21 protein-coding genes, 2 pseudogenes and 1 other annotated feature are annotated in these 20508 nt (G+C 41.8%); of the genes and pseudogenes, 19 read left to right on the forward strand and 4 right to left on the reverse strand.

From position 1 onward, the window contains the following. Positions 1-106 precede the first annotated feature (106 nt). The 9 genes and pseudogenes from H8704_RS12985 (at position 107) to serS (ending at position 9086) form a co-directional block, all read left to right on the forward strand. Entirely contained in the window at positions 107-421 is a 315-nt protein-coding gene (locus tag H8704_RS12985) for a helix-turn-helix domain-containing protein (protein WP_022464741.1), read from the forward strand. Between the two features lie 152 nt (positions 422-573). Beyond that, positions 574-774 (forward strand): annotated as a pseudogene (locus tag H8704_RS14435) (DUF4417 domain-containing protein); the annotation flags it as partial. Between the two features lie 60 nt (positions 775-834). Further along, positions 835-1065: pseudogene (locus tag H8704_RS14440) on the forward strand (IS21 family transposase); the annotation flags it as partial. Positions 1066-1295: 230 nt separating this feature from the next. Further along, positions 1296-2414, forward strand: a complete 1119-nt coding sequence (locus H8704_RS13005) for an AAA family ATPase (RefSeq protein WP_249298539.1) — start codon at positions 1296-1298, stop codon at positions 2412-2414. A 16-nt stretch (positions 2415-2430) separates the two neighbouring features. Next, a complete protein-coding gene (locus H8704_RS14160; protein WP_283242001.1) occupies positions 2431-2559 on the forward strand; it encodes a hypothetical protein in 129 nt (42 codons plus the stop codon). Positions 2560-3198: 639 nt separating this feature from the next. Beyond that, positions 3199-3663: a low molecular weight protein-tyrosine-phosphatase gene (locus H8704_RS13010; protein ID WP_249298540.1), complete on the forward strand. Its 465-nt coding sequence runs from the start codon at positions 3199-3201 to the stop codon at positions 3661-3663. A 313-nt stretch (positions 3664-3976) separates the two neighbouring features. Then, positions 3977-5140: a galactokinase gene (locus H8704_RS13015; protein ID WP_118679877.1), complete on the forward strand. Its 1164-nt coding sequence runs from the start codon at positions 3977-3979 to the stop codon at positions 5138-5140. An 84-nt stretch (positions 5141-5224) separates the two neighbouring features. Continuing rightward, positions 5225-7777, forward strand: a complete 2553-nt coding sequence (locus H8704_RS13020; RefSeq protein ID WP_249298541.1) for a bifunctional diguanylate cyclase/phosphodiesterase — start codon at positions 5225-5227, stop codon at positions 7775-7777. A gap of 19 nt (positions 7778-7796) precedes the next feature. Beyond that, positions 7797-9086, forward strand: coding sequence for a serine--tRNA ligase (gene serS / locus H8704_RS13025; RefSeq protein WP_022463509.1), 1290 nt, complete (start codon positions 7797-7799; stop codon positions 9084-9086). A gap of 185 nt (positions 9087-9271) precedes the next feature. Here serS and lepB read toward each other — a convergent pair whose 3' ends face one another. Beyond that, positions 9272-9982, reverse strand: coding sequence for a signal peptidase I (gene lepB, locus H8704_RS13030; RefSeq protein WP_249298543.1), 711 nt, complete (start codon positions 9980-9982; stop codon positions 9272-9274). A 187-nt stretch (positions 9983-10169) separates the two neighbouring features. Between lepB and H8704_RS13035 the strand changes: the two genes are divergently transcribed. The 4 genes from H8704_RS13035 (at position 10170) to H8704_RS13050 (ending at position 13623) form a co-directional block, all read left to right on the forward strand. Then, on the forward strand, positions 10170-10967 hold the full coding sequence (locus H8704_RS13035; RefSeq protein ID WP_249298545.1) for a C39 family peptidase: 798 nt from the start codon (positions 10170-10172) through the stop codon (positions 10965-10967). 53 nt (positions 10968-11020) lie between these two features. Then, positions 11021-11155: a sequence feature (ribosomal protein L10 leader region), on the forward strand. A 54-nt stretch (positions 11156-11209) separates the two neighbouring features. Beyond that, complete coding sequence (gene rplJ / locus H8704_RS13040) at positions 11210-11710, forward strand: 50S ribosomal protein L10 (RefSeq protein ID WP_022463506.1); 501 nt, start codon at positions 11210-11212, stop codon at positions 11708-11710. Between the two features lie 51 nt (positions 11711-11761). Beyond that, a complete protein-coding gene (rplL, locus tag H8704_RS13045; protein WP_022463505.1) occupies positions 11762-12127 on the forward strand; it encodes a 50S ribosomal protein L7/L12 in 366 nt (121 codons plus the stop codon). A gap of 140 nt (positions 12128-12267) precedes the next feature. After that, a complete protein-coding gene (locus tag H8704_RS13050; RefSeq protein ID WP_249298546.1) occupies positions 12268-13623 on the forward strand; it encodes an MATE family efflux transporter in 1356 nt (451 codons plus the stop codon). 4 nt (positions 13624-13627) lie between these two features. Here H8704_RS13050 and H8704_RS14570 read toward each other — a convergent pair whose 3' ends face one another. Then, entirely contained in the window at positions 13628-14158 is a 531-nt protein-coding gene (locus H8704_RS14570) for a DUF3106 domain-containing protein (protein ID WP_408611204.1), read from the reverse strand. A 291-nt stretch (positions 14159-14449) separates the two neighbouring features. On the opposite strand from H8704_RS14570, the gene H8704_RS13060 reads away from it, so the two are divergent. Together H8704_RS13060 and H8704_RS13065 are read left to right on the forward strand one after the other, a co-directional pair. Then, complete coding sequence (locus tag H8704_RS13060) at positions 14450-15073, forward strand: hypothetical protein (protein ID WP_249298548.1); 624 nt, start codon at positions 14450-14452, stop codon at positions 15071-15073. Between the two features lie 596 nt (positions 15074-15669). Then, complete coding sequence (locus tag H8704_RS13065; RefSeq protein WP_249298550.1) at positions 15670-16302, forward strand: accessory gene regulator B family protein; 633 nt, start codon at positions 15670-15672, stop codon at positions 16300-16302. Here H8704_RS13065 and H8704_RS13070 read toward each other — a convergent pair. Both H8704_RS13070 and H8704_RS13075 read right to left on the reverse strand, forming a co-directional pair. After that, positions 16289-17560 (reverse strand): sensor histidine kinase, encoded by a 1272-nt coding sequence (locus H8704_RS13070; RefSeq protein ID WP_249298551.1) that lies wholly within the window; start codon positions 17558-17560, stop codon positions 16289-16291. The two genes, H8704_RS13065 and H8704_RS13070, sit on opposite strands and share 14 nt — an antisense overlap. Continuing rightward, positions 17557-18300, reverse strand: coding sequence for a LytR/AlgR family response regulator transcription factor (locus H8704_RS13075; RefSeq protein ID WP_022463499.1), 744 nt, complete (start codon positions 18298-18300; stop codon positions 17557-17559). Before H8704_RS13075 ends, H8704_RS13070 begins: the two co-directional genes overlap by 4 nt. 247 nt (positions 18301-18547) lie before the next feature. Between H8704_RS13075 and H8704_RS13080 the strand changes: the two genes are divergently transcribed. From H8704_RS13080 to H8704_RS13095, 4 genes are all read left to right on the forward strand, one after another. Beyond that, positions 18548-18718 (forward strand): hypothetical protein, encoded by a 171-nt coding sequence (locus H8704_RS13080; RefSeq protein ID WP_249298552.1) that lies wholly within the window; start codon positions 18548-18550, stop codon positions 18716-18718. Between the two features lie 52 nt (positions 18719-18770). Then, positions 18771-20018: a phenylacetate--CoA ligase family protein gene (locus tag H8704_RS13085; protein ID WP_249298553.1), complete on the forward strand. Its 1248-nt coding sequence runs from the start codon at positions 18771-18773 to the stop codon at positions 20016-20018. Beyond that, complete coding sequence (locus tag H8704_RS13090) at positions 19984-20256, forward strand: acyl carrier protein (protein ID WP_249298554.1); 273 nt, start codon at positions 19984-19986, stop codon at positions 20254-20256. Before H8704_RS13085 ends, H8704_RS13090 begins: the two co-directional genes overlap by 35 nt. Next, positions 20213-20508, forward strand: a 296-nt coding sequence (locus tag H8704_RS13095) for a hypothetical protein (protein WP_249298555.1), incomplete at its 3' end; no start/stop codon positions are given. The genes H8704_RS13090 and H8704_RS13095, both read left to right, overlap by 44 nt.

Here is a 20508-nt window from a genome sequence, read left to right on the forward strand (position 1 = left end):
GTCTAATTGACTGGGGTTATTTTTCATGGAATAATTTCAAAAATAATATTGAAAATTGCAAAATGGTAATCGAAAACGGATGGTTTGCAATTAGGAGGAAACGAAGATGAGATGGCAGGACAAAGTAAAACAATTGATGGAAAGTCAAAATCTAAATCAGAAAGAACTATCAAAGAAGAGTGGAATTACGGAAGCTTCAGTTTCTCGATATCTTAGTGGGGATAGAAAACCTCGCATGGATATTATAATCAATTTTGCTCAGGCATTAGGTGTGACAACGGATTACTTGCTAAGTGAGGATGACACAACATCTATTGGAGCCTATACAGAGATTGCCACAGCAATAGCAAGAAATGGAAAGAACCTTAGTGCTGAAGAAAAAAATAAGCTGATTGCACTTATTCTTGGAACGGATATTTAATGTAAATATCATGTAGTAAAGACATATCCCAATGGAGTAAGAGTGGGATATGTTGAAAATCACAGTAACAAATTTAAAGCAAGAGGAACAGGACAAAGTTGGTTTCCAAAGTTCTGGACATCTAAAGATATCGAGCATACGATACGAAGTTTAGGGAAATTATTACGAATACGGAAGAGTATATTGATGATCTAAAACAATTTCCGGGAATTATTACACCAGATTGTTCCTTGTATCTTGATGCACCATTGTGCGTGCAGATCGCAGACATTTATTTGAATCGAGCAGTGGGGCATTATATGCAGAAGAACGGAATTTATGTTATTCCAAATGTGCGATGGGGAGATGAAAGAACATACACCACAGAGATTTTTAATGATAAGGTGGCATTTTTAGGATTGCCCAAGCATAGCATGCCTGACTACGCTTACATCCGCAAGGAACTGCTTCGCAACGGCGTAAGCAAAAAGCTCCTATGGACGGAATACATGGATGATTGCCGTGCCAACGGTGAAGAACCGCTCATGTATTCACAGTTCTGCTATCACATCCAACAGGATGAGCAGAAACATCGTGCTACCATGCATATCAACCGTAAACCCGGTGAACAGGTTGAAGTTGACTGGGCAGGTGATCCTGCAACAAGTTCTTCTTGAATGGCGGGACCAGACAGGAGAAGCTGATGGTGGAAGAAACGCTAAAGGTGGATGGGAGATAGAAATTACACAAATTATACAAAAGCTTGGTTGCAGGAAAATTCTGGTAACTGGTTTTTTTGTTGTGAACAACGCTAAATTACATCAAATACTAATTTTAGAACAAAAAACTTGATTAAAAATGAATATCGGTATATAATATAGATGGAGGTGTTGATATGAAACTTTTAAGAGTAATTGCAAGCGGATTTAAGAATCTACAGGATAACACAGACATCAATTTAGTAGCACAGTCAAAGAAGACTTCTGAAGATAAAGAATATGAACTCGTAAATATAGCAGAGGAATTATATGTATATAGTACAGCAGCGTTTATAGGAAAGAATGCATCCGGAAAAACAACAGCCATTGATTTGCTTGATTGCTGTTATTCGATTCTTGGTAATTTTAGCATAGACAATAAGCATTATGCCTATGATGGAGTTAGGCTTCGTATTTTCTTTTGGCAGGATGGAATGATTTACCGATATGATACGGAGCTTTCAGCAGATTCTACATTTGGAAATAAAGCAACTTTTGTGAATCAGAGTATATATCAGAAGAAGTATTATAAGACGAAGGTTAATGAAATCTTTGACGATGAAGGATTTGTACAATTGACAGAGCTAGGTGATCTTCCAGAGGATACATCTAAGGTATTCTTTATATTAAAAAAGAAAAGTACTGCAGCGATGTATTTTGATAGCATTGGTGATGGAGCGGATACGTATCAGCTTCTGTTCAAAGCCATGAACACATATAAGATACCAAACGATGTTCTGACTAATGTCATCAGCATATTTGATGAAACAATTAAAGGTTTTGAGAAAGTGGATGACCACAATTACAAAGTAACATTTGCAAATGAGATAAAAACATTGTCTGATAAAGAGCTTATTTATATGTTGTCCAGCGGTACAACGAAAGGTCTGCTTCTGTATATCATGGTGGTGGCATCATTGCAGAATGGATTTGATTTGTTGATTGATGAGGTGGAAAACCATTTCCATAAAACCTTAGTAGAGAATATCATTAGTTTGTACAAGGATAAAAAAGTAAATCGAAAGAATGCAACGCTTGTTTTCTCTACACACTATTGCGAGTTGCTGGATTTGTTTAATAGACAGGATAATCTGTGGGTGTGTAGCACAGATGAAAAAAATTGTATCGAGAATATGTATCAGAGCTATGATATCAGATCGGGAATCTTGAAGAGTAAGCAATTTTATAATAACACGTTCCGCACAGCCGTAAATTATGAGGAAATGATGAATTTGAAAAGGAAACTGATGAGATGAAGCTTTTCTTTCTGATATGAAGATTGATGGAATGTCCCTTGCAGCAATTAGTGCGGAAATGAATAAATTATGCGAAAAAAATCGTATAGAAAAATTTGAAGAAGGCATGTATTATATTCCTGAATCCGTGAAGTTCATCCTTTAAGTGAATAATCCGGCTTCCGTGTCCCTCCTGTCCGGGAATTGAAAACCGCAAATCCGTTTTTAAGGAAACCGTCATTCCGGCGGTGGAAACCGTTGCCGTATTTCCTTTAGAATGTATGCATACATCTTTTGATGTAAATACATTTTGAAGGAGGTCATGAGTTTGACCAAATATCGGGAGATTATTAGACTCAACAGTCTGAATCTCAGCCAACAGAACATTGCCGACAGTTGCAATGTATAGACTTCAGTTTCTGCGCTACAGCAGCAATGGTCTCTGGCTGTCCGTTCGGGAACCGTATAAGCACGAGAGGACGGAAATTTTTATATAGCCTTTTGCCCAGTCGCTTACAAAATGAGATTTTCATTTACAAAGAGGGACTCTTGCGTTACAAACGGGACTCTCGCTTTACACTTCACCAGATTTCGAAATTTGCTTATCATTTTGAGTTACTTGTGTTATACTTTTATTCATAGCATGAACCTCCGGAAGTATGATTGTTTCTAACAACTCAATTATACCAAAACCAGATGGTTTCATGCTATATTTATGCCAGTTATTATTGAATTTTCAAGGTGCATAGGCACTTATTCAAGTGCGAAGTTTGAGTTATTAAAAATCAAAACGGAGGATTATAAATTGATAAGAGTAGCATTTGTCTGTTGGGGAAATATCTGCAGATCTACATTGAGTGAGAGCGTGTTCACATATAAGGTAAAAGAACTGGGGCTGGAGGATCAATTTGTAATTGACAGCTTTGCCACCAGTACAGAGGAAATCGGGAACCCTCCTCACAGAGGAACGGTGAATAAACTGAGAGAGGTGGGGATTCCTCTGGTGCCCCATAGAGCGAAGCAGATTTCTTTTGCTGATTATAATGATTTTGATTATTTTATTGGAATGGATGAAATCAACATCAAGTATCTTCACCGCATGCTGCATGGTGATCCGGATGGCAAAGTATACAAATTTCTTTCTTTTGCCGGGTCCGACCGGGATATCGCAGATCCATGGTACACCGGTAATTTTGATGTAACTTATGATGATGTGATGGAGGGATGTCGTGGATTTCTTATGTATTTGCGGGAGAATGGAGAAATCTAAATAAAAAAGCAGAAGAGGAGCCATGAATAATTTCAACGATATTAGGACACTGGCCGGATTAGGACGGGGAGATTTGTCATATTTGGATATTCTAAAAATACTTAGAAAATTTGTATTACTGACAAGCATTATCAGAAATGGGAAGAAAGAAGTTGTCTGTCTGGTTAAAGCTAGTAGCCATGCATTTGGCGTAAGGGCATTCACATTTTGCGGATGCCCTTATTTTTGCTTTGGCAGAAAATGTCCTGCTTCTTGTTTTCCGCCCGTGAATAGTATATAATGTAATTTACATAATATGACGGAGGAACCGCGCATGAAGGAAAGGATTTACAAGAGATTTCAAGAAGTATATGGTGCAGAGGGTGATATCGCCGTTTACTTTGCGCCGGGACGTGTGAATCTGATCGGAGAGCATACGGATTACAATGGAGGACACGTTTTTCCATGTGCCCTGACGATTGGTACATACGGTGCAGTACGCAAGAGAAATGACAATAAGCTTCGTTTCTATTCTATGAATTTCGGACATCTTCCTGTGATCGAGTCGAGTCTGGATGATCTCAAACCCCGTAGGAATGCCGGGTGGACCAATTATCCCAAGGGTGTGATGTGGGCTTTGCGTGAGAAGGGTTATGAGCTTCCCTGTGGCATTGATCTGATGCTGTTTGGCAACATTCCAAATGGTTCCGGTCTTTCGTCTTCTGCCTCGGTGGAGATTCTGACCGGCTATATTCTCAACGATCTGTTTCAATTAGGGATTTCCAATCAGGATCTGGCGCTTTTGGGACAGTTTTCGGAGAATCATTTCAATGGCGTGAACTGTGGCATTATGGATCAGTTTGCCATTGCCATGGGTCGGAAAGATCATGCAATCTTTCTGGATACGGCAGATCTTTCTTATGAGTATGCGCCAATTAAGCTGGACGGAGCAAAGATCGTGATCTCCTGCAGCAATAAACGGCGTGGTCTGGGAGATTCCAAGTATAATGAACGCCGTGCGGAGTGTGAGAAGGCGTTGGAGGAGATTCGGAAGGTACGACAGGTGGACAGCCTTGGGGCTCTTACGGAGGAGCAGTTTGAGGAAGTCCGGGATGCTGTGAAGGATCCGGTCCGGCGGAGACGGGCAAAGCATGCGGTATATGAGAACCAGCGTACCGTGAAGGCGGTCGAGGCATTGAAGGCAAATGATATTGCGCTGTTTGGCAGACTTATGAATGAATCCCATATTTCCCTCCGGGATGATTACGAGGTGACGGGCAGGGAGCTGGACACTCTGGTAGAAGAGGCCTGGAAGGTAAAGGGCGTTCTTGGCTCCCGTATGACAGGAGCAGGATTTGGCGGCTGTACCGTGAGTATTGTAAAGGATGATGCGGTGGACACGTTCATTGAACAGGTGGGCAGGGCATACCGGTCAGCAATCGGTTATAAAGCTGATTTCTATGTGGTAAAGATTGGCGATGGCCCGGCAAAGCTATAGCCGGTTTTATAAAGTATAAGCATTATGAAATAAAATTAATTGCACCTAAGGAGAAAGAGACAAAATACGAAGGGGGTGTGTGGTATGGAAAACAATACAAAAAGCACGACAGACAGTGGCTTTGAAATGCATAAGGAGCAGTTTGCGCGTCTCGCAGGAATGTCTGAGTGCGGTATGATGATCGCCAAAATGCAGGCTGAGCCGGAGATTATGTATGCTAATGATGGATTTTACAAAATGTTTCAGTATACCCCGGAGGAGTTTCGGAAATGTTTTGAAAACAGAGTCATGGGACCGGCTCTTCCAGAGGAAAAGCAGAGAATGAAGGCATTGATGGCACGTCAGGTCAGCATGGGGGGGAGCATTCATCTGGAATTCCGGGCCAAACGCAAGGATGATTCCATTATATGGATCTCATTCCGGGCCAAGAGAGAGGCAAAACCGGGGAGTATGATCTATTACTGCTCGTGTCTGGATATATCCGGTTCGAAACGTCATTTACAGGACGTTTATAATGCGAAACGGGAGCTGGATCTGATCGCCAACAGTATTCCGGGCGGCGTGATCAAGGTCCGGTTAAATGATTTCAAGATCATGTATGCCAATGACGGATTTTTCCGTTTGGCGGGTTACAGCCGGTCGGAGTATAGTATGCAGTTTCACAATGATACGTCGGAGCTGGTGTATCCGGAGGATATGGATATGGTGAGCAGGGTGATACGACAGGCTATTGAAAACAGAGGTCCCCTTGCCATGGAGTATCGCATCATGGCCAAAAGCGGAGAAATCCGCTGGTCGTATATCAACGGTACCCGGATTGATGATGACAATGGTCAGCCGGTATATTTGTGCGTGATCGTGGATATTACTGCCAGAAAGCAGGCAGAGGCAGAACTGGCAGATAATAATCATCGTTCCAATGTTATTACAAAGATGTTGAGGGAAACCATCTGGACCTATGATCTGGATGCGCATGTTCTTCACCGGGACGGAGATCTGGGAGGGACTTACTCGCCGGAGACGATTCTGGAGGGACAGTTTACTGATGAAAATATTCGTGCGATCATCCATCCGGACGACGTAGAAAAGTTTATACAGATGCGGAATTCCTGGGATGCCGATGCCGGTATGCATCAGGACATTTTTCGTGTGATCAATGGCAACGGAGCATATCAAAGAATGCAGATCAGTACCAGCACGGAGAAAAAGAAGGATGGAGAGGGAAGCGTTGTTTATGGTCTGACCCGGCTTCTTTTGGATAATGAGCAGAATGCAGTGAAAGCCGAACAGGTCAAAAATTCCGAGCTGGAGATTACGCAGCTCGCGGGTAAGCTGAAAAAGATCGCGGCTTCGGCAAGGGCCAAGACAGAGGATACCATTACGGGACTTCTTCCGTATGCTTCCTTTTTAAGAAAGGCGGAGAAGATTCTGGAATCCCGCAGGGAAGATTCCCATTATGCGCTGATCTGTGCGGATATCAATGAATTCCAGAGTTTCAGCCATCATTATGGCTTTTATGTAAGCAACCGTATCCTCAAAGCATTTTCTGATGTGTTGTTAAATCATTTGACAAAGGACGGAATGTGTGCGAGAGTAGACGGGGACTATTTTGTCGTATTGTTCCAGTATGGTACACATAAGGAGCTGGTCAATGCCATGTCTGCTGTGGTACGTCATCAGCAGGCGGTTGAGGCGGAGGAGGACAATATTGACTTTGGTTCTACTGTAGGTGTATATCTGATCCAGCAGGAGGATCAGGAGCTTCTGGAGATGCTGGAAAAGGCTGATCTCGCCCGGAGAAGTATTAAAGGACTTCGGGGCAATCATTATGCGATCTACACAGAGGATATGGAGGAGCAGCTTTCCAGAGAGGATGAAGTGGTAGGTGAGATCCGCCGTGCCATGGACGAGCATAGCGTGGAGATCAGTTATCTGCCAAGGATCAGGGGTGATAAGGATCATGTGATCGGATGTAAAGCGATTCCGAGAATTCTGATGAAGGATGGCCAGTATTTTGAGTATACACAGATCATGCATCTGATGGAGCGAGGGGCTCAGTTGGAGGAATTCAGCTTCTATCTGCTGCAGGAGGTGGCTGATAACATTGGTGCCTGGAAGGCGAAGGGCAATCAAGTCATTCCGGTTTCGCTGGAAATGACAGCAAGCCAGTTGTCCACCAGACATGCCGTGGAGCGTATACACAACATTGTTGTGGAGCAAAATAAGCTTGAACCGGTGGATTTCATTTTTGAGATTCCGGAGCGTTTCTTTGCAGATGCCACGACGGCATTTGAGGTGGCAATACGCAATCTGACCAATCTGGGATATCAGGTGGTGATCAGCCGTTTTGGTGCAGATCACACGGCGGTTAATTCCATGCGTCGTCTGCCGGTGACGGGCATTAAGTTCCACGGGGAATATTTCAGCGAGCATATGATCAATGAAAAGGATACCGTGATCTTCCGCAAGACGGTGGAGATGGCAAAGGAGATGGGACTGACCGTTACCTGTGGAGGAATCCACACCCGGCTTCAGGAGGAGTATGCAAAAAAGATTGGATGCGATGTGTTTGAGGGCGTCATATATTATGGAGCTATGAAAAACGTTGTATTTGAAAAATGCTTTTTGAGCGAATAAATCATAAAGGAGAAAAGACATGTTAGACTTGAAATTTGTCAGAGAAAATCCTGACATCGTAAAACAGAACATCAAAAATAAGTTTCAGGACGAGAAGCTTCCGTTGGTGGATGAGGTGATCGCACTGGACGCAGAGGCAAGAAAGACACAGCAGGAGGCTGATGAGCTTCGTGCCCGCCGCAAAAAGATATCCAAAGAGATCGGTGGTCTGATGGCGCAGGGTAAAAAGGATGAGGCAGAGCAGAGAAAGGCAGAGGTAGCCGAGATCGCCCCTCGTCTGGAGGAGCTGCAGGCAAAGGAACCGGAGCTTGCGGAAAAGATCCAGAAGATCATGATGGTCATTCCAAACATTATCGATCCAAGCGTGCCGATCGGTAAGGATGACAGTGAAAATGTCGAGATTGAAAAGTTTGGTGATCCGGTAGTGCCTGATTTTGAAGTACCGTATCATACAGAGATCATGGAGCGATTTGATGGAATCGATCTGGATGCTGCCGGCAAGGTAGCCGGAAATGGTTTCTATTATCTGATGGGGGACATTGCCAGACTTCATTCTGCAGTGATTTCTTATGCGAGAGATTTCATGATCGACCGTGGATTTACCTACTGTGTACCTCCGTTTATGATTCGAAGCAATGTAGTAACAGGCGTTATGAGCTTTGCCGAGATGGATGCCATGATGTACAAGATTGAAGGCGAGGATCTGTATCTGATCGGTACCAGTGAGCATTCTATGATCGGTAAATTTATTGATACGATCCTTGAGGAGAAGTCACTTCCGCGTACCCTTACAAGCTACTCTCCATGCTTCCGTAAGGAAAAGGGAGCTCATGGTATTGAGGAGAGAGGTGTTTACCGTATCCACCAGTTCGAAAAGCAGGAAATGATCGTTGTCTGCAAGCCGGAGGAGAGCAAGGCGTGGTTTGACAAGCTGTGGCAGAATACCGTGGATCTGTTCCGTACACTGGATATTCCGGTTCGTACACTGGAGTGCTGTTCCGGTGATCTGGCAGATCTGAAGGTGAAATCTATTGATGTTGAGGCATGGTCTCCACGTCAGAAGAAATACTTTGAGGTCGGAAGCTGTTCCAATCTCGGAGATGCACAGGCGCGCCGCTTAAAGATCCGCGTGAAGGGCGAGGATGGCAATAAATATTTTGCACATACACTCAACAATACTGTAGTTGCACCGCCTCGTATGCTGATCGCGTTCCTGGAGAATAATCTGCAGGAGGACGGCAGTGTAAGAATTCCGGAAGCTCTGAGACCATATATGGGTGGAATGGAAGCCATTACGGTAAAGAAATAATCCGAATGATTTTTGATGTGGTTCTGAGAAATCACACCATCGTAAAATACAGCAAATAACAAAACCGGTACAGACGGCAGATGTATCACCAAACATCTGTTGTCTGTACCGGTTTTTTCTTTAGTGTATAGGAAAATGCTCGTAGCGTAGAGTGAGCAAGGGCAAAACGCTGGTTTTGCCCTTTTTTATTTCGTTTGATCCGGAGTTTCAGACCGGTTGGTGTCCTCCTCATCTTCCTCCCTGCGATGGAACAAAGGAAAAAGAAAGCTTCCGAGAATCGTAAAGATAATGTAGCAGGTGGCAGCAATAATGACAATTTGTTTGAACCATTTCAGATGAACGGTTGTAATATGATACTCTTTTGTGAGATTGTGCATTACCTTTGCCTGAATCTTTTCCTTCGGAATCGGTCCGATATCACGGCTGTCTGTGGAATGATTTCGGTTATCGCCCATCACGAAATACTCGTCATCCGAGAGGGTGATAGTCATATCCTCCGTATTCATGGGTTCTGCGATGTAATCTTCCTTCAATTTTTTTCCGTTGACATAGACCTGGTTATCCAGGATCTTTATTTCGTCTCCGGGTAGTCCGATGCAGCGCTTGACGATACGCTCAGAGAGAACATCACTGTATATGATCAGAATATCTCCCTGCTTAATGTCTGCTTTTTGATCCCCCACCAGCAGATCACCGTCTGCATATGTATGGTCCATGCTGCGACCGTCCACGGTAAAAAGAGGCATCTGCCGGATAAAAATGATCAGAGCGATCACAGCCAGCAGAAAAATAAATTGAAGTGTATCCGCAAGAGAAAAACGTTTCTCTTTTTTGTTTTTATTGTCGGTTTCCGCAGAGGAAAGCTCCTCTCCGGAAATGTTATCTGGTTCGTTCATGCTTGTTTGATCCTTTCGTTGATAATGCATTCATCTTATCACATCCCTTTCGTAATGTAAAATAAGACCGGGGTTCCGGTTCAAAGTTCAGAGAAATATTAGAAATCGTTTAGAAAAATCAAAAGCATTCCCAGACATCTCCCATTAAACTTATAAGTAACTCAAGCAAAAATAGGAGATGAATAAAATGAAAAGGCTGCACAGGAGAAGAAAAAGAAAATGGCTCCTGGGAATCATTCTGGTTCTGGTGGGGGTACGTTTTTTGACGACAAATTTTTATATGGGGAATATATCCCGGAGCATAGATCAGTTTCGTCAGAGCCTGTCGTCTCTGGGACAGGATGATTTCTGGAAAGATAAAGAAGGGCAATACCCGGAGCAGTTGATCGAACTGGCCAAAAAGAATCCGGAGACGAGACAGTTTGTGAAAGATTATCCCAAACAGGCAGGAAAAGCACAGAAGATTCGGCTGACTTCCTCTGATCTGACGGGCAATCAGGAAAGTGGTGTGCCCTTGTTTCTGCAGTGGGATGAGAGATGGGGATACCGGAAATACGGCAATGATTTTATGGCATTGACGGGGTGTGGTCCCACCTGTCTTGCGATGGTGGCATGTCATACCTTTCAGAATGACAAATGGAACCCATGGAAGGTGGCAAAACTGGCGCAAAAGAATGGATTTTATGTAAAAGGACAAGGATCGGCATGGTCTTTGATGACAGACGGGGCGGCACTGCTGGGACTTAGCGGGACAGAAATGTCCTGCGATGAGGATGTGATCCGGCGGACCCTTCAGGAGGGGCATGTGATCATTTGTGCCATGCGGCCGGGAGATTTTACCACAGCAGGACATTTTCTGGTTCTGTCGGGAATGAAAGATGACCAGCAGGTGATCATCAATGATCCAAACAGCCGTAAGAACAGCGAAAAAGCATGGAGGCTGTCGCGGGTGGTGCCGCAGATCAAAAATTTGTGGAAATATTAAAAATGGTATTGACTTATATTTTACAATATGCTAAAATATTTTTTGGTTTGTAAATCAAGCAAGCCATACTGCCGTAGACAGTAGGTGCCGATAGTTCGGCGTAAGGAGACCGCCTACCGAGGAAGGATGTAATTATTTTGATGATTTCACCTCTCTGTGTTTACGCAGGGAGGTTTTTTATTTTGAAGTAAGACTTCCCAGGCAGGAAAAAATATGGGACTGCCCAGGAAAGGAGATATCTTATGGCAAAGGTTGAATTAAAACAGCCAATCGTTGATGAAATCAAGGCGAAGATTGACGGTGCTGCTACTGTAGTACTTGTTGATTATCGTGGACTGACTGTAGAACAGGACACAAAACTTCGTAAGGGATTGAGAGAGGCAGGATGCGAGTACAAGGTATACAAGAATACATTCATGAAGCGTGCATTCGAGGGTACTGATTTCGCACAGTTAGATGATCTTTTAGATGGACCATCTGCCATCGCAATTTCTAAGGAAGATGCAACAGCACCTATCCGCGTTCTGAATAACGTTGCGAAAGAGGCTGAGGCTTTGGAATTCAAGGGAGCTGTCGTTGAGGGAACATTCTATGATGTTGACGGTGTTAAGTCACTGGCAAGCATTCCATCAAGAGACGAGCTTATTTCCAAGCTGCTTGGTTCTTTGCAGTCACCTATTACCAATCTTGCTCGTGTGCTTAATCAGATCGCAGAGCAGGGCGAGGGTGCAGCAGAGGCTTAAATTTTATTAAGAAAACAAAAACGAAAAGAAAATAATACGGAGGTTATAGAAATGACTACACAGGAATTTATTGATGCTATTAAGGGCATGACAGTGTTAGAGCTGAACGATTTAGTTAAGGCATGTGAGGAAGAGTTTGGTGTATCTGCAGCAGCAGGCGTTGTTGTAGCAGCAGCAGGCGGAGATGCAGCAGGCGCAGCAGAGAAGGACGAGTTCGATGTTGAGCTTACAGAAGTTGGTGCAAACAAGGTTAAGGTTATCAAGGTTGTTCGTGAGGTAACAGGTCTTGGACTTAAGGAAGCTAAGGAAGTTGTAGATGGCGCTCCTAAGGTTCTTAAAGAGGGTGCTTCTAAGGACGAGGCTAACGAGATCAAAGAGAAGCTCGAGGCTGAGGGTGCTAAGGTTACACTTAAGTAATTTAACCTTAAATAAAAATGACATATTATGTCCAATGACATGATATGTCGTGAAAATATGCTGGCAGAGATTTCAGAGATGAAATTTCTGTCAGCTTTTGTTTGCTTGTAAACATTGCCGGAATGAAAGGTGAGGAAGTTATGGCAAAGAAAATGACAGAAGGCAGACCGCTGTCTTTGATAATGGGATTTGCAGTACCCCTTCTGGTGGGAAATATACTGCAGCAGACATATAATATTATTGATGCGGCAATTGTCGGGAGAGCACTGGGGGCCAATGCTCTGGCGAGTGTAGGTGCATCAAGCAGTGTCCAGTTTCTGGTACTTGGATTTTGTATTGGGATTGCCTGTGGCTTTGGCGTACCCATTGCAAAAAGTTTCGGGGCAGGGAATCTGCCGGAAATGCGAAACCACATTTTTCATGCGATGTTTTTAACAGGGGTTTTTGCGGTTGTATTGACGGCGGTCTGTGCACTTTTCTGTCCGCAGATCCTGCATATGCTGTCAACTCCGGATAAGATATATCCGGGGGCATATCATTACCTGCTCATTCTCTTTTTGGGAATTCCATTCACCCTGTTATATAATCTGATGTCCAGTATTCTCCGGTCGGTAGGTGACAGCAGGACGCCGTTTGTTTTTCTGGCGATTTCCACGGTACTGAATATCGTATTGGATCTGGTATGTATTCTGGTATTTCACTGGGGATGTGCCGGAGCGGCAGCAGCCACGATCACGGCACAGGCGATCAGTGGAATTCTGTGCTGTATTTATATCTGGACGAAGGTGCCGCTTTTACGGCTTTCCCGTTCCGATTGCCGGCTTCACAGCCGGGGAGTACGGATTATGACGACGATGGGAGTGCCGATGGGACTTCAGTATTCCATCACTGCCATCGGAAGTATGGTTATGCAGTACGCCAATAACAGTCTGGACAGTGTCGTCTATGTTTCTGCCTTTACGGCGGCACTGCGTCTGAAGCAGTTTTTTATGTGTCCATTTGATGCCATTGCAACCGGTGTGTCCGTTTTTTGCAGCCAGAATCTGGGAGCAGGCAAAAAGAAACGTATCGTCAAGGGACTTTTTCAGGGAATGGCAGTCGCTGTGGGTTATGGTCTTTGTGCCGGTATTATGTTGATATTCTTCGGACGTATCCTCTGTCAGATCTTTATCAGCGGGAAAGAAGTGGAAGTGCTGGATGCGGCGGCAAAATATATGTTCTGTCAGGGATTTTTCTTCTGGAGTCTTGGCATTTTAAACACATGCCGTATGACCACGCAGGGACTTGGTTATTCCGGCAGGGCTGTGTTTTCCGGTGTCACAGAGATGGTGGCAAGGATCGTGGTCAGCCTGATCTTTGTACCCGTTTATGGTTATACGGCAATCTGCTTTGGTGACCAGACAGCATGGATTTCCGCCTGCATTTATATTCTGCCAACCTGTCTGATCTGTATGAAAAAAGTCGGAGCCGATTTCCGGCTCCGGAAAACAGCCTGAATTTTCATCGGATATACCCGATAAAATATGGTACCGGGTGCTGTATGTTAAAAGCGGAACGGTGGGAAAAATGGCCCGCGTATGGGACGACGGCGACAAGGAGGCGGTCCAGGCTGAGGTCTTGGAGGCTCCGGAGGAGAACAGTGCGGCGGACCGGGTTGAGGTCTTGGAGGTTCCGGCGGTTTCGGAGAAGGACAGTGCGGCGGACCGGGCTGAGGTCTCGGAGGTTCCGGAGGTTTTGGTGGAGTACAGTGCGATGGCCAGGGCTGAGGTCTTGGATGCTTCGGTGGCTTCGGAGGAGAACAGTGCGGCGGACCGGGTTGAGGTCTTGGAGGTTCCGGCGGTTTCGGGCGGGGACAGTGTGGTGGCCCTGGTGCTGGTCCCGGCGGTTTCGGGCGGGGACAGGGTGATGGTCCTGGCTTTTGTGGCATACAAAACGGACAGCATGGAAAACAGGGTGGCGGGCATGGCTTTGGCTGAGGCTTTGGAGGCTTCGGCGGAGGTGCCGGCTTATGCTTATGACCGCAGAAGGTATCCAGCATAGAGTTTACATCTTCCCAGCAGTGCTTCAGATGGATGACCTTGCGGTTTAGCCGGAAATTATATTGTGTTTTCCGGGCGATACTTCGACGGATCGACATGCGATGGCCTCCCTTCTCACAGACTTCTTTCAGGGTATTCGGATTATTTTATGCGAAATTGCTCAAAATGTGCATAAAAGTTCGTTTGCCTATAAAGAACAGGACAGAAACAGTCGATATTTTTAATAGAAAACCATATGTTTTAAGCAGATATGTTCGCAACAGGAAAAAGGAGGTTCGGGAACATGAGTATATCATCAATTAACGGAGTAAACGGATATACAGCAGTAAAGACCGCAGAGACAGAGAAGGCATCAAAGGCGGCAGAGACAACAGAGAAGCAGGTCAGGGACGACGGAGTTGTATTCGAGAAAAGCAATGAGACAAAGAAGGACAGCGCCAATCAGATTTATAATAAGGACAACGTGATCGCAAAGCTCAAGGCAGACCAGCAGAGCCGTCTGGACAGCATGAACAGTCTGGTACAGAAGCTTTTGGGCAAGCAGGCAGAGAAGTTTGATCTGGCCAATGGTTCCAATCTGGCAGAAACATTCCGTCAGGTAGCAGGCAAGGTGGATCAGCAGACCATCGACGAGGCAAAGGCATCTGTTGCAGAGGATGGTTACTGGGGTGTCAATCAGACATCGGATCGTCTGGTCAGCATGGCAATCGCTCTTGCCGGTGGAGATACGGACAAGGCAGATACCATGATGGCAGCCATCGAGAAGGGTTATAAGCAGGCAACCAAGGCGTGGGGAGAGGATCTTCCACAGATCTGTCAGGACACCATGGATGCCACCCGTCAGAAGATGGATGACTGGAAGAATGGTGTAACTACAGCAGAGGATTATTCTAAGTATCTTAGTTGATTTATCTTGAGTTTTAACAATATAATTCAACCTAATAGTCCATTAAAACAAATGTCTTAGGACAGAGCTTCATAAGGACGGGACACTACGGATCATATGCGGTGTCCCGTCTTGTGGTATATAAAGAGGTGATCAAGTGAAAAGAATAATTAAATTAATAACTTGGTATGCGGTTATGTGCTTAAGTGGGGGAGCAGGAGCCGTAGGGATTGTATGTCTGAAAGGGAAAGATCGCATTAATTTTTTATCACCGATTAGGGAAAAGCAGAAATTATTTTATATAGTGTCCTACAGTTGATTTTAGTGGTTATTACGCTGGATGGAGTTTTTAATAGAAACATCAATGAAATAGTGTCTATGTTAGTACTTTCTATATGCTTGTATTTCAGTATGGTGTGGATAGGAAATATACATAAATTTTTAAAGGACATGGGATAGAGCTAATGTTACAAAGGCAAAAGAGACAGGCGGGCTGATCGTTGATCGTCGAGAGGATGTGCAAAGGATAACGGGAATTTAATATCATATTAGAAAATAATGGTATATTGGCGAATTGAACTAAGCTGACCGATAGAAATGTAACATAACAGGAAGAAATGATGAAATTAAGTTGGAAAAAATGTGATTATTGGAATAAATTAAACGAGATAATAACTGAAAAACTCATAATCTTGTTTTCCACAAAGCAATATTGTGATGAAAACATGGAGGCGAAGGTAAAATATACACTACATGTATTTCTTAATGAAACACAAAAGATGATATTGTTAGTGATATGCTTTTTTTATGAAAAAAGATTGTTAGAGCTGGGTGTCTTGTTTTGTACTATTGCGCTTTTTCGTTCTTATGTTGGAGGGGTGCATTGTAATACGGTAGGGGGATGTTTTTTGATGTCATTGTTTTCATTTCATGCAATGATCGGTCTGGCAAATGTCATTTCATATAATTGTGATATACAGAATCTGATTTGTGTTTTTGCAATCGTGGTGATTTGGCGGGGAGCACCAATACAATCGGTACAACGACCTGTTTACAATCGTGAAAAAAGATTACAGTTTAAAGCCCAGGCGATTACAGTTATTTGTAGTATTATAATGATCACAGCATATATACCGGTCTATTACAGAAAGCTGATCATCAGTGCGGTATTTTATCAGACGTTAGAAGCGATGGTGGTGCTTATGGTGCGGCGTTTCAGAAAAAAACAGCTTCAGGCTACACCTCAATAAAGAATATCATTTGATATTGATTGTCGTATTTTATGCATGAAGCACCGATATCTCCCTTGGCTTTTGTGATGTTTTTTAATAAATAATATAGTCCGTAGCCATGCTTGCGAGGAGAGACGTCAGAGTTTTTTGTACTGTATCCGCTCTGGAAAAATTGAGATATTTTATTAGGGGAATAATAAATGGTGGAAGGATTGCGGATTTCAAATCGAGTTTTTCCATTGGAAGAAGAGAGATAAATAAATATGGAATCGTTTTTCTGACATGCATCGATTGCATTGTTTACGAGAATACAAACGTAATCAGTAAGCAGGTATTCGGGAAGGGTGCTTTTCAGGACAGTGGAATATATATTAAATAAAATGGATATGCCTTTTTGTTCAGCCGAGGAAAAGAGACTGTATAACGCAGCTGCTAATAAGGGCATATTTATTTGTATTAAAGGATAGTTATTTAAGTGGGAGGAATATTGCAGTGTGTATTGCTCCAGAGCATGACAAAGGGAATTGTAATCCGGACAAGACAGAGGGAGCGCACGCAGTGATTGCAGGTGGTTTGAATATTCATGCTGGCTGGCGCGAATATCATCCACGAGTGTTTCGTAAATTGGCAGTTTTTGCATATAGGACAATAACTCTCGCTGTTGATAAAACATTTTTTGATCATAATAGATAATACAGATATTCGCTGCGGCGAGTAATGTAATTGACACAAATACAAAGATATACTTGGAGTAGAGATTTTGAAGATTTAATTTTCCCATTAAAAGAAAAGAAAGTAAAATAACATAAGTATCTGTGTAAATGCAGCGCAGTGGTAAAGAAGAATTGATTAAGAGATTATATATATTATGCACAGGAAAAATACGACAGATTAAGAAAATCAGGATAAAAGTGCAGAAATTCAGCATAATATATTCATAACCGGGAAATAGGCTTAAAGAAAAAAGCATAAAAAGACACATAACAATCAATTGGCATAAAAGTGTGGTTCCAAAGGACAAAATAAAAAGAAAAAAACGATTCAGCATTGTGTCAGAGTATCGGTATAATATGTAAGTAAAGAAAATAACCTGTCCTGTGATTAATAATAAAATATTGTATTTTTCAGGAATAATACATCCTGCGAGAATCGAAGAAACAACAAAGGCGATGTCCGTTTTCAGCAGATGCTCTTTTGTTTCGGTAAATGCTCTGGAAACAAAAAAGATACATAAAAATTCAATAGTAATATTAATAACAGATTCAACAATGTTCATGATAGTTCTCCATTAATGTAGTGCTGCAGTTTATTTTCAAAAGCATCCTTATAAACCTTTCCTACGGGAATACGTTCTGTGTCAAGAATTGCATATCGTGTTGTTCGATCATAGGATTGTACGTAAAAAGGATTTATTAAAAATCTTCGGTGGCATCGTAGCAATGTACCGGCTGTCATGTCAGTTAATTCATCCATGGAATAGGATCTCGATGTAATGCAGGCGTCTTTCATATGCACAATGACATGATGATTTGATGCCTGGATATACAAAACGTCTGACAGACACACGTGATATAGAATCTGCGAACAGTCTTTTATCGAAAGGGTGAATGCGTTTAGATAACCGGTTATCAGCATTTGTTGAAGCTGCCGTAAAATATCCTTGATCGTATAAGGCTTTTCGATATAATTATAGCAGTGAAAATGAGATAATGCAAAATAATTGTGATCAGGAACAGATGTAAGAAAAAGTAAAGGCGTTGTGTAATAATCGGAATGACGGCGTATCTCTTCGGCAAGCTGAAAGCCCTCCTTGCAGGAGTCTTCCGGAGACAGCATAACATCAAGAAGAAATAGGGAATAGAAATTGTTGGAAGAAAGAGATTGCCCGATCATATCTAAAGCAGTCTGGTAATTTTGGGCACAATCAATGATCCAGGAGGGATAAGAGGTGTGGATGCCTTGTGAAAGAGCGTGTATTTGAACCATATCATCCTCAACAATCAGTATTCTCTGCATAATAATCCTCATTTCTGAACAGCATGTTGTAATCTATATTATACAGAGTAGCACTGGTTTTTTTATTCGTCAATCTACATTTTGAATATTCACGCCGTTATACACACCGTTCACGCCAAATACTGTTAAAAGACTTGAAAAAATTTATAAAATATTATATTAAGTACAGTGAAGTTTTTTAATCAGAGATCATAGTAAATAATGAGATGATGTGAAAGGACATCAGACCATTCCAAAGGAGGTACCGATGAAAGAATTAAAAAAGGGAATTAATGAAGTATTAGCACAAACAGCAGTGGATATTACTGAACTAACAGGATGTTTTATGCTTTGGGGAGAAGTGGAATTACCGGAATGCTTAAGGGTAGAAGAAAAGAAAATGGTTATGAATTGCGAGGATTGTAATGTAAGAAAGTAGAGGCCAATATGGGTGGGAGATTTTAGAAACTGAGGAGAGTTTAAGAAAAAATATGGATCGAGACTATTACAAAAAATCAGCCTTTGATATAGCCAGGCATGCGTATAAAACAGTTCCTTTGTATTATCAATTGGCTGAAAAGAAAAAGATTGATATTGATAATGTCAGTTTTGATGATTTACCAATTGTTGATAAAAAAGCATACATAGAGTCAGGAATGGCTTGTATATCCTCAAAATATATATCGGACTATCTTGCGAATAAATTGATTTGGACAAGAACATCAGGTTCTACTGGAAAATATACAGAGGTATATTGGAATAAAGAACAGGAAAATCTGTCACTTTTGGAATTATGGATGCTTCGAAAAAGATATTACAATATTTTACCAAGAAACAGATTGTGTTATTTTTATCCATCAGATGAACACATAGATGATATTGTAAAAAAAAGATATTTGCGTGCATATCCGAGAATATCAATATTGGATGATAGGAAAGAACAGATATATGAGGATATTTTAAGTTATGATCCAGAATGGATGATAGTACAGCCGTCGATTGCATTGTTACTTGTTGATTTAGCGAAAAAATATAACAGAACACCTGAAAATCTCCGGTATATTGAGTTTACTGGAGAATATTTAGAACCAAAAGTAAGAAGGCGTGTTGAAACAGTATTTGATTGTCGGACAGCAAATCAATATGGAACAAAGGAAGTTAATTCTATAGCATATGAATGTCCTGAAGGAAATTTACATATTTTGTCACAGAATGTTTATGTAGAAAATATACCGGGAAATTATGGCGATGAAATCTGCGTAACAACACTTAAAAATCGTGTAATGCCTTTAGTTAGATTTAATGTCGAGGACAGAGGGAAAATTAAAAGAAATATTCACTGTGCTTGCGGGCAATGTGGAGATGTATTATCTTTGGAGGCAGGAAGACATAATAGCTGGATTCATTTTGGACAAAAAGAAAAACTACATCCATATATTCTAATACAGATTATAAATGAGATTAACAATAAATTGCGGGGAGCAATTATACAGTGTCAAATTATTCAAGAAGCTTACGAGGTATTTTTAATCGAGATTGTGTTAGATGAACAAGATAGCTACGGTTTTATTTGTGAAGAAATAAACAAAAAATTTAGGGAAAAATTAGGTGATGTTCAAATAAATATTGAACAAAAGAATACTATAATGCCAAATCCAATAACAGGAAAACTGGCTAGCTTTGTGTGGAAAGGAGATTTAAATGATGATCTCTTGGAAGGAAGTTCAAACGTTAATTAAGAGCGAATTGAAAGAAATGGGAAAAGAAATAGATGTATGCAAAGAGAGTCGTTTGATAGAGGATCTAGAACTTGATTCAATCGCTTTGATGGATTTGTTTTGCAAAATAGAGGAGCAGTTTGGGGTAGACTTTACCGATTTGGAAGATTTCGGAAATCGATTTAATGTTTGTGTATCACTTTGGGAGGGAATAAATGAACTGGTTGAAAAAAAACATTTTGAAGATACAAAATTGTAATAAAGAAATTCGAAAAAATGAAACATATATACAGCTTCCTCTCGATCCAAATGTTGAATCAACAACGTATTTGTTTTATAGTACAAGATTAGCAATTTTGCAGGCAACAGAAAACTACAAGGAATGGTTAAAACAGTATATGATTCATATAGCCGTAATATATAATAAATCGTATACTAATTTTTATTATTTTGATGAAAAATTTGAAGATTCTATGTATATAAATGGGAAATTGTATAGGGAATTGCCCAA

Source organism: Jutongia huaianensis (assembly GCF_014384985.1).
In the GTDB taxonomy this organism is placed as follows: domain Bacteria; phylum Bacillota; class Clostridia; order Lachnospirales; family Lachnospiraceae; genus Jutongia; species Jutongia huaianensis.

Coding starts and splice junctions, on each gene's coding strand:
- H8704_RS12985 (WP_022464741.1), top strand. CDS start 107: ATGAGATGGCAGGACAAAGTAAAACAATTGATGGAAAGTCAAAATCTA.
- H8704_RS13005 (WP_249298539.1), top strand. CDS start 1,296: ATGAAACTTTTAAGAGTAATTGCAAGCGGATTTAAGAATCTACAGGAT.
- H8704_RS14160 (WP_283242001.1), top strand. CDS start 2,431: ATGAAGATTGATGGAATGTCCCTTGCAGCAATTAGTGCGGAAATGAAT.
- H8704_RS13015 (WP_118679877.1), top strand. CDS start 3,977: ATGAAGGAAAGGATTTACAAGAGATTTCAAGAAGTATATGGTGCAGAG.
- H8704_RS13020 (WP_249298541.1), top strand. CDS start 5,225: ATGGAAAACAATACAAAAAGCACGACAGACAGTGGCTTTGAAATGCAT.
- serS (WP_022463509.1), top strand. CDS start 7,797: ATGTTAGACTTGAAATTTGTCAGAGAAAATCCTGACATCGTAAAACAG.
- lepB (WP_249298543.1), bottom strand. CDS start 9,982: ATGAACGAACCAGATAACATTTCCGGAGAGGAGCTTTCCTCTGCGGAA.
- H8704_RS13035 (WP_249298545.1), top strand. CDS start 10,170: ATGAAAAGGCTGCACAGGAGAAGAAAAAGAAAATGGCTCCTGGGAATC.
- rplJ (WP_022463506.1), top strand. CDS start 11,210: ATGGCAAAGGTTGAATTAAAACAGCCAATCGTTGATGAAATCAAGGCG.
- rplL (WP_022463505.1), top strand. CDS start 11,762: ATGACTACACAGGAATTTATTGATGCTATTAAGGGCATGACAGTGTTA.
- H8704_RS13050 (WP_249298546.1), top strand. CDS start 12,268: ATGGCAAAGAAAATGACAGAAGGCAGACCGCTGTCTTTGATAATGGGA.
- H8704_RS13060 (WP_249298548.1), top strand. CDS start 14,450: ATGAGTATATCATCAATTAACGGAGTAAACGGATATACAGCAGTAAAG.
- H8704_RS13065 (WP_249298550.1), top strand. CDS start 15,670: ATGATGAAATTAAGTTGGAAAAAATGTGATTATTGGAATAAATTAAAC.
- H8704_RS13070 (WP_249298551.1), bottom strand. CDS start 17,560: ATGAACATTGTTGAATCTGTTATTAATATTACTATTGAATTTTTATGT.
- H8704_RS13075 (WP_022463499.1), bottom strand. CDS start 18,300: ATGCAGAGAATACTGATTGTTGAGGATGATATGGTTCAAATACACGCT.
- H8704_RS13080 (WP_249298552.1), top strand. CDS start 18,548: ATGAAAGAATTAAAAAAGGGAATTAATGAAGTATTAGCACAAACAGCA.
- H8704_RS13085 (WP_249298553.1), top strand. CDS start 18,771: ATGGATCGAGACTATTACAAAAAATCAGCCTTTGATATAGCCAGGCAT.
- H8704_RS13090 (WP_249298554.1), top strand. CDS start 19,984: ATGATCTCTTGGAAGGAAGTTCAAACGTTAATTAAGAGCGAATTGAAA.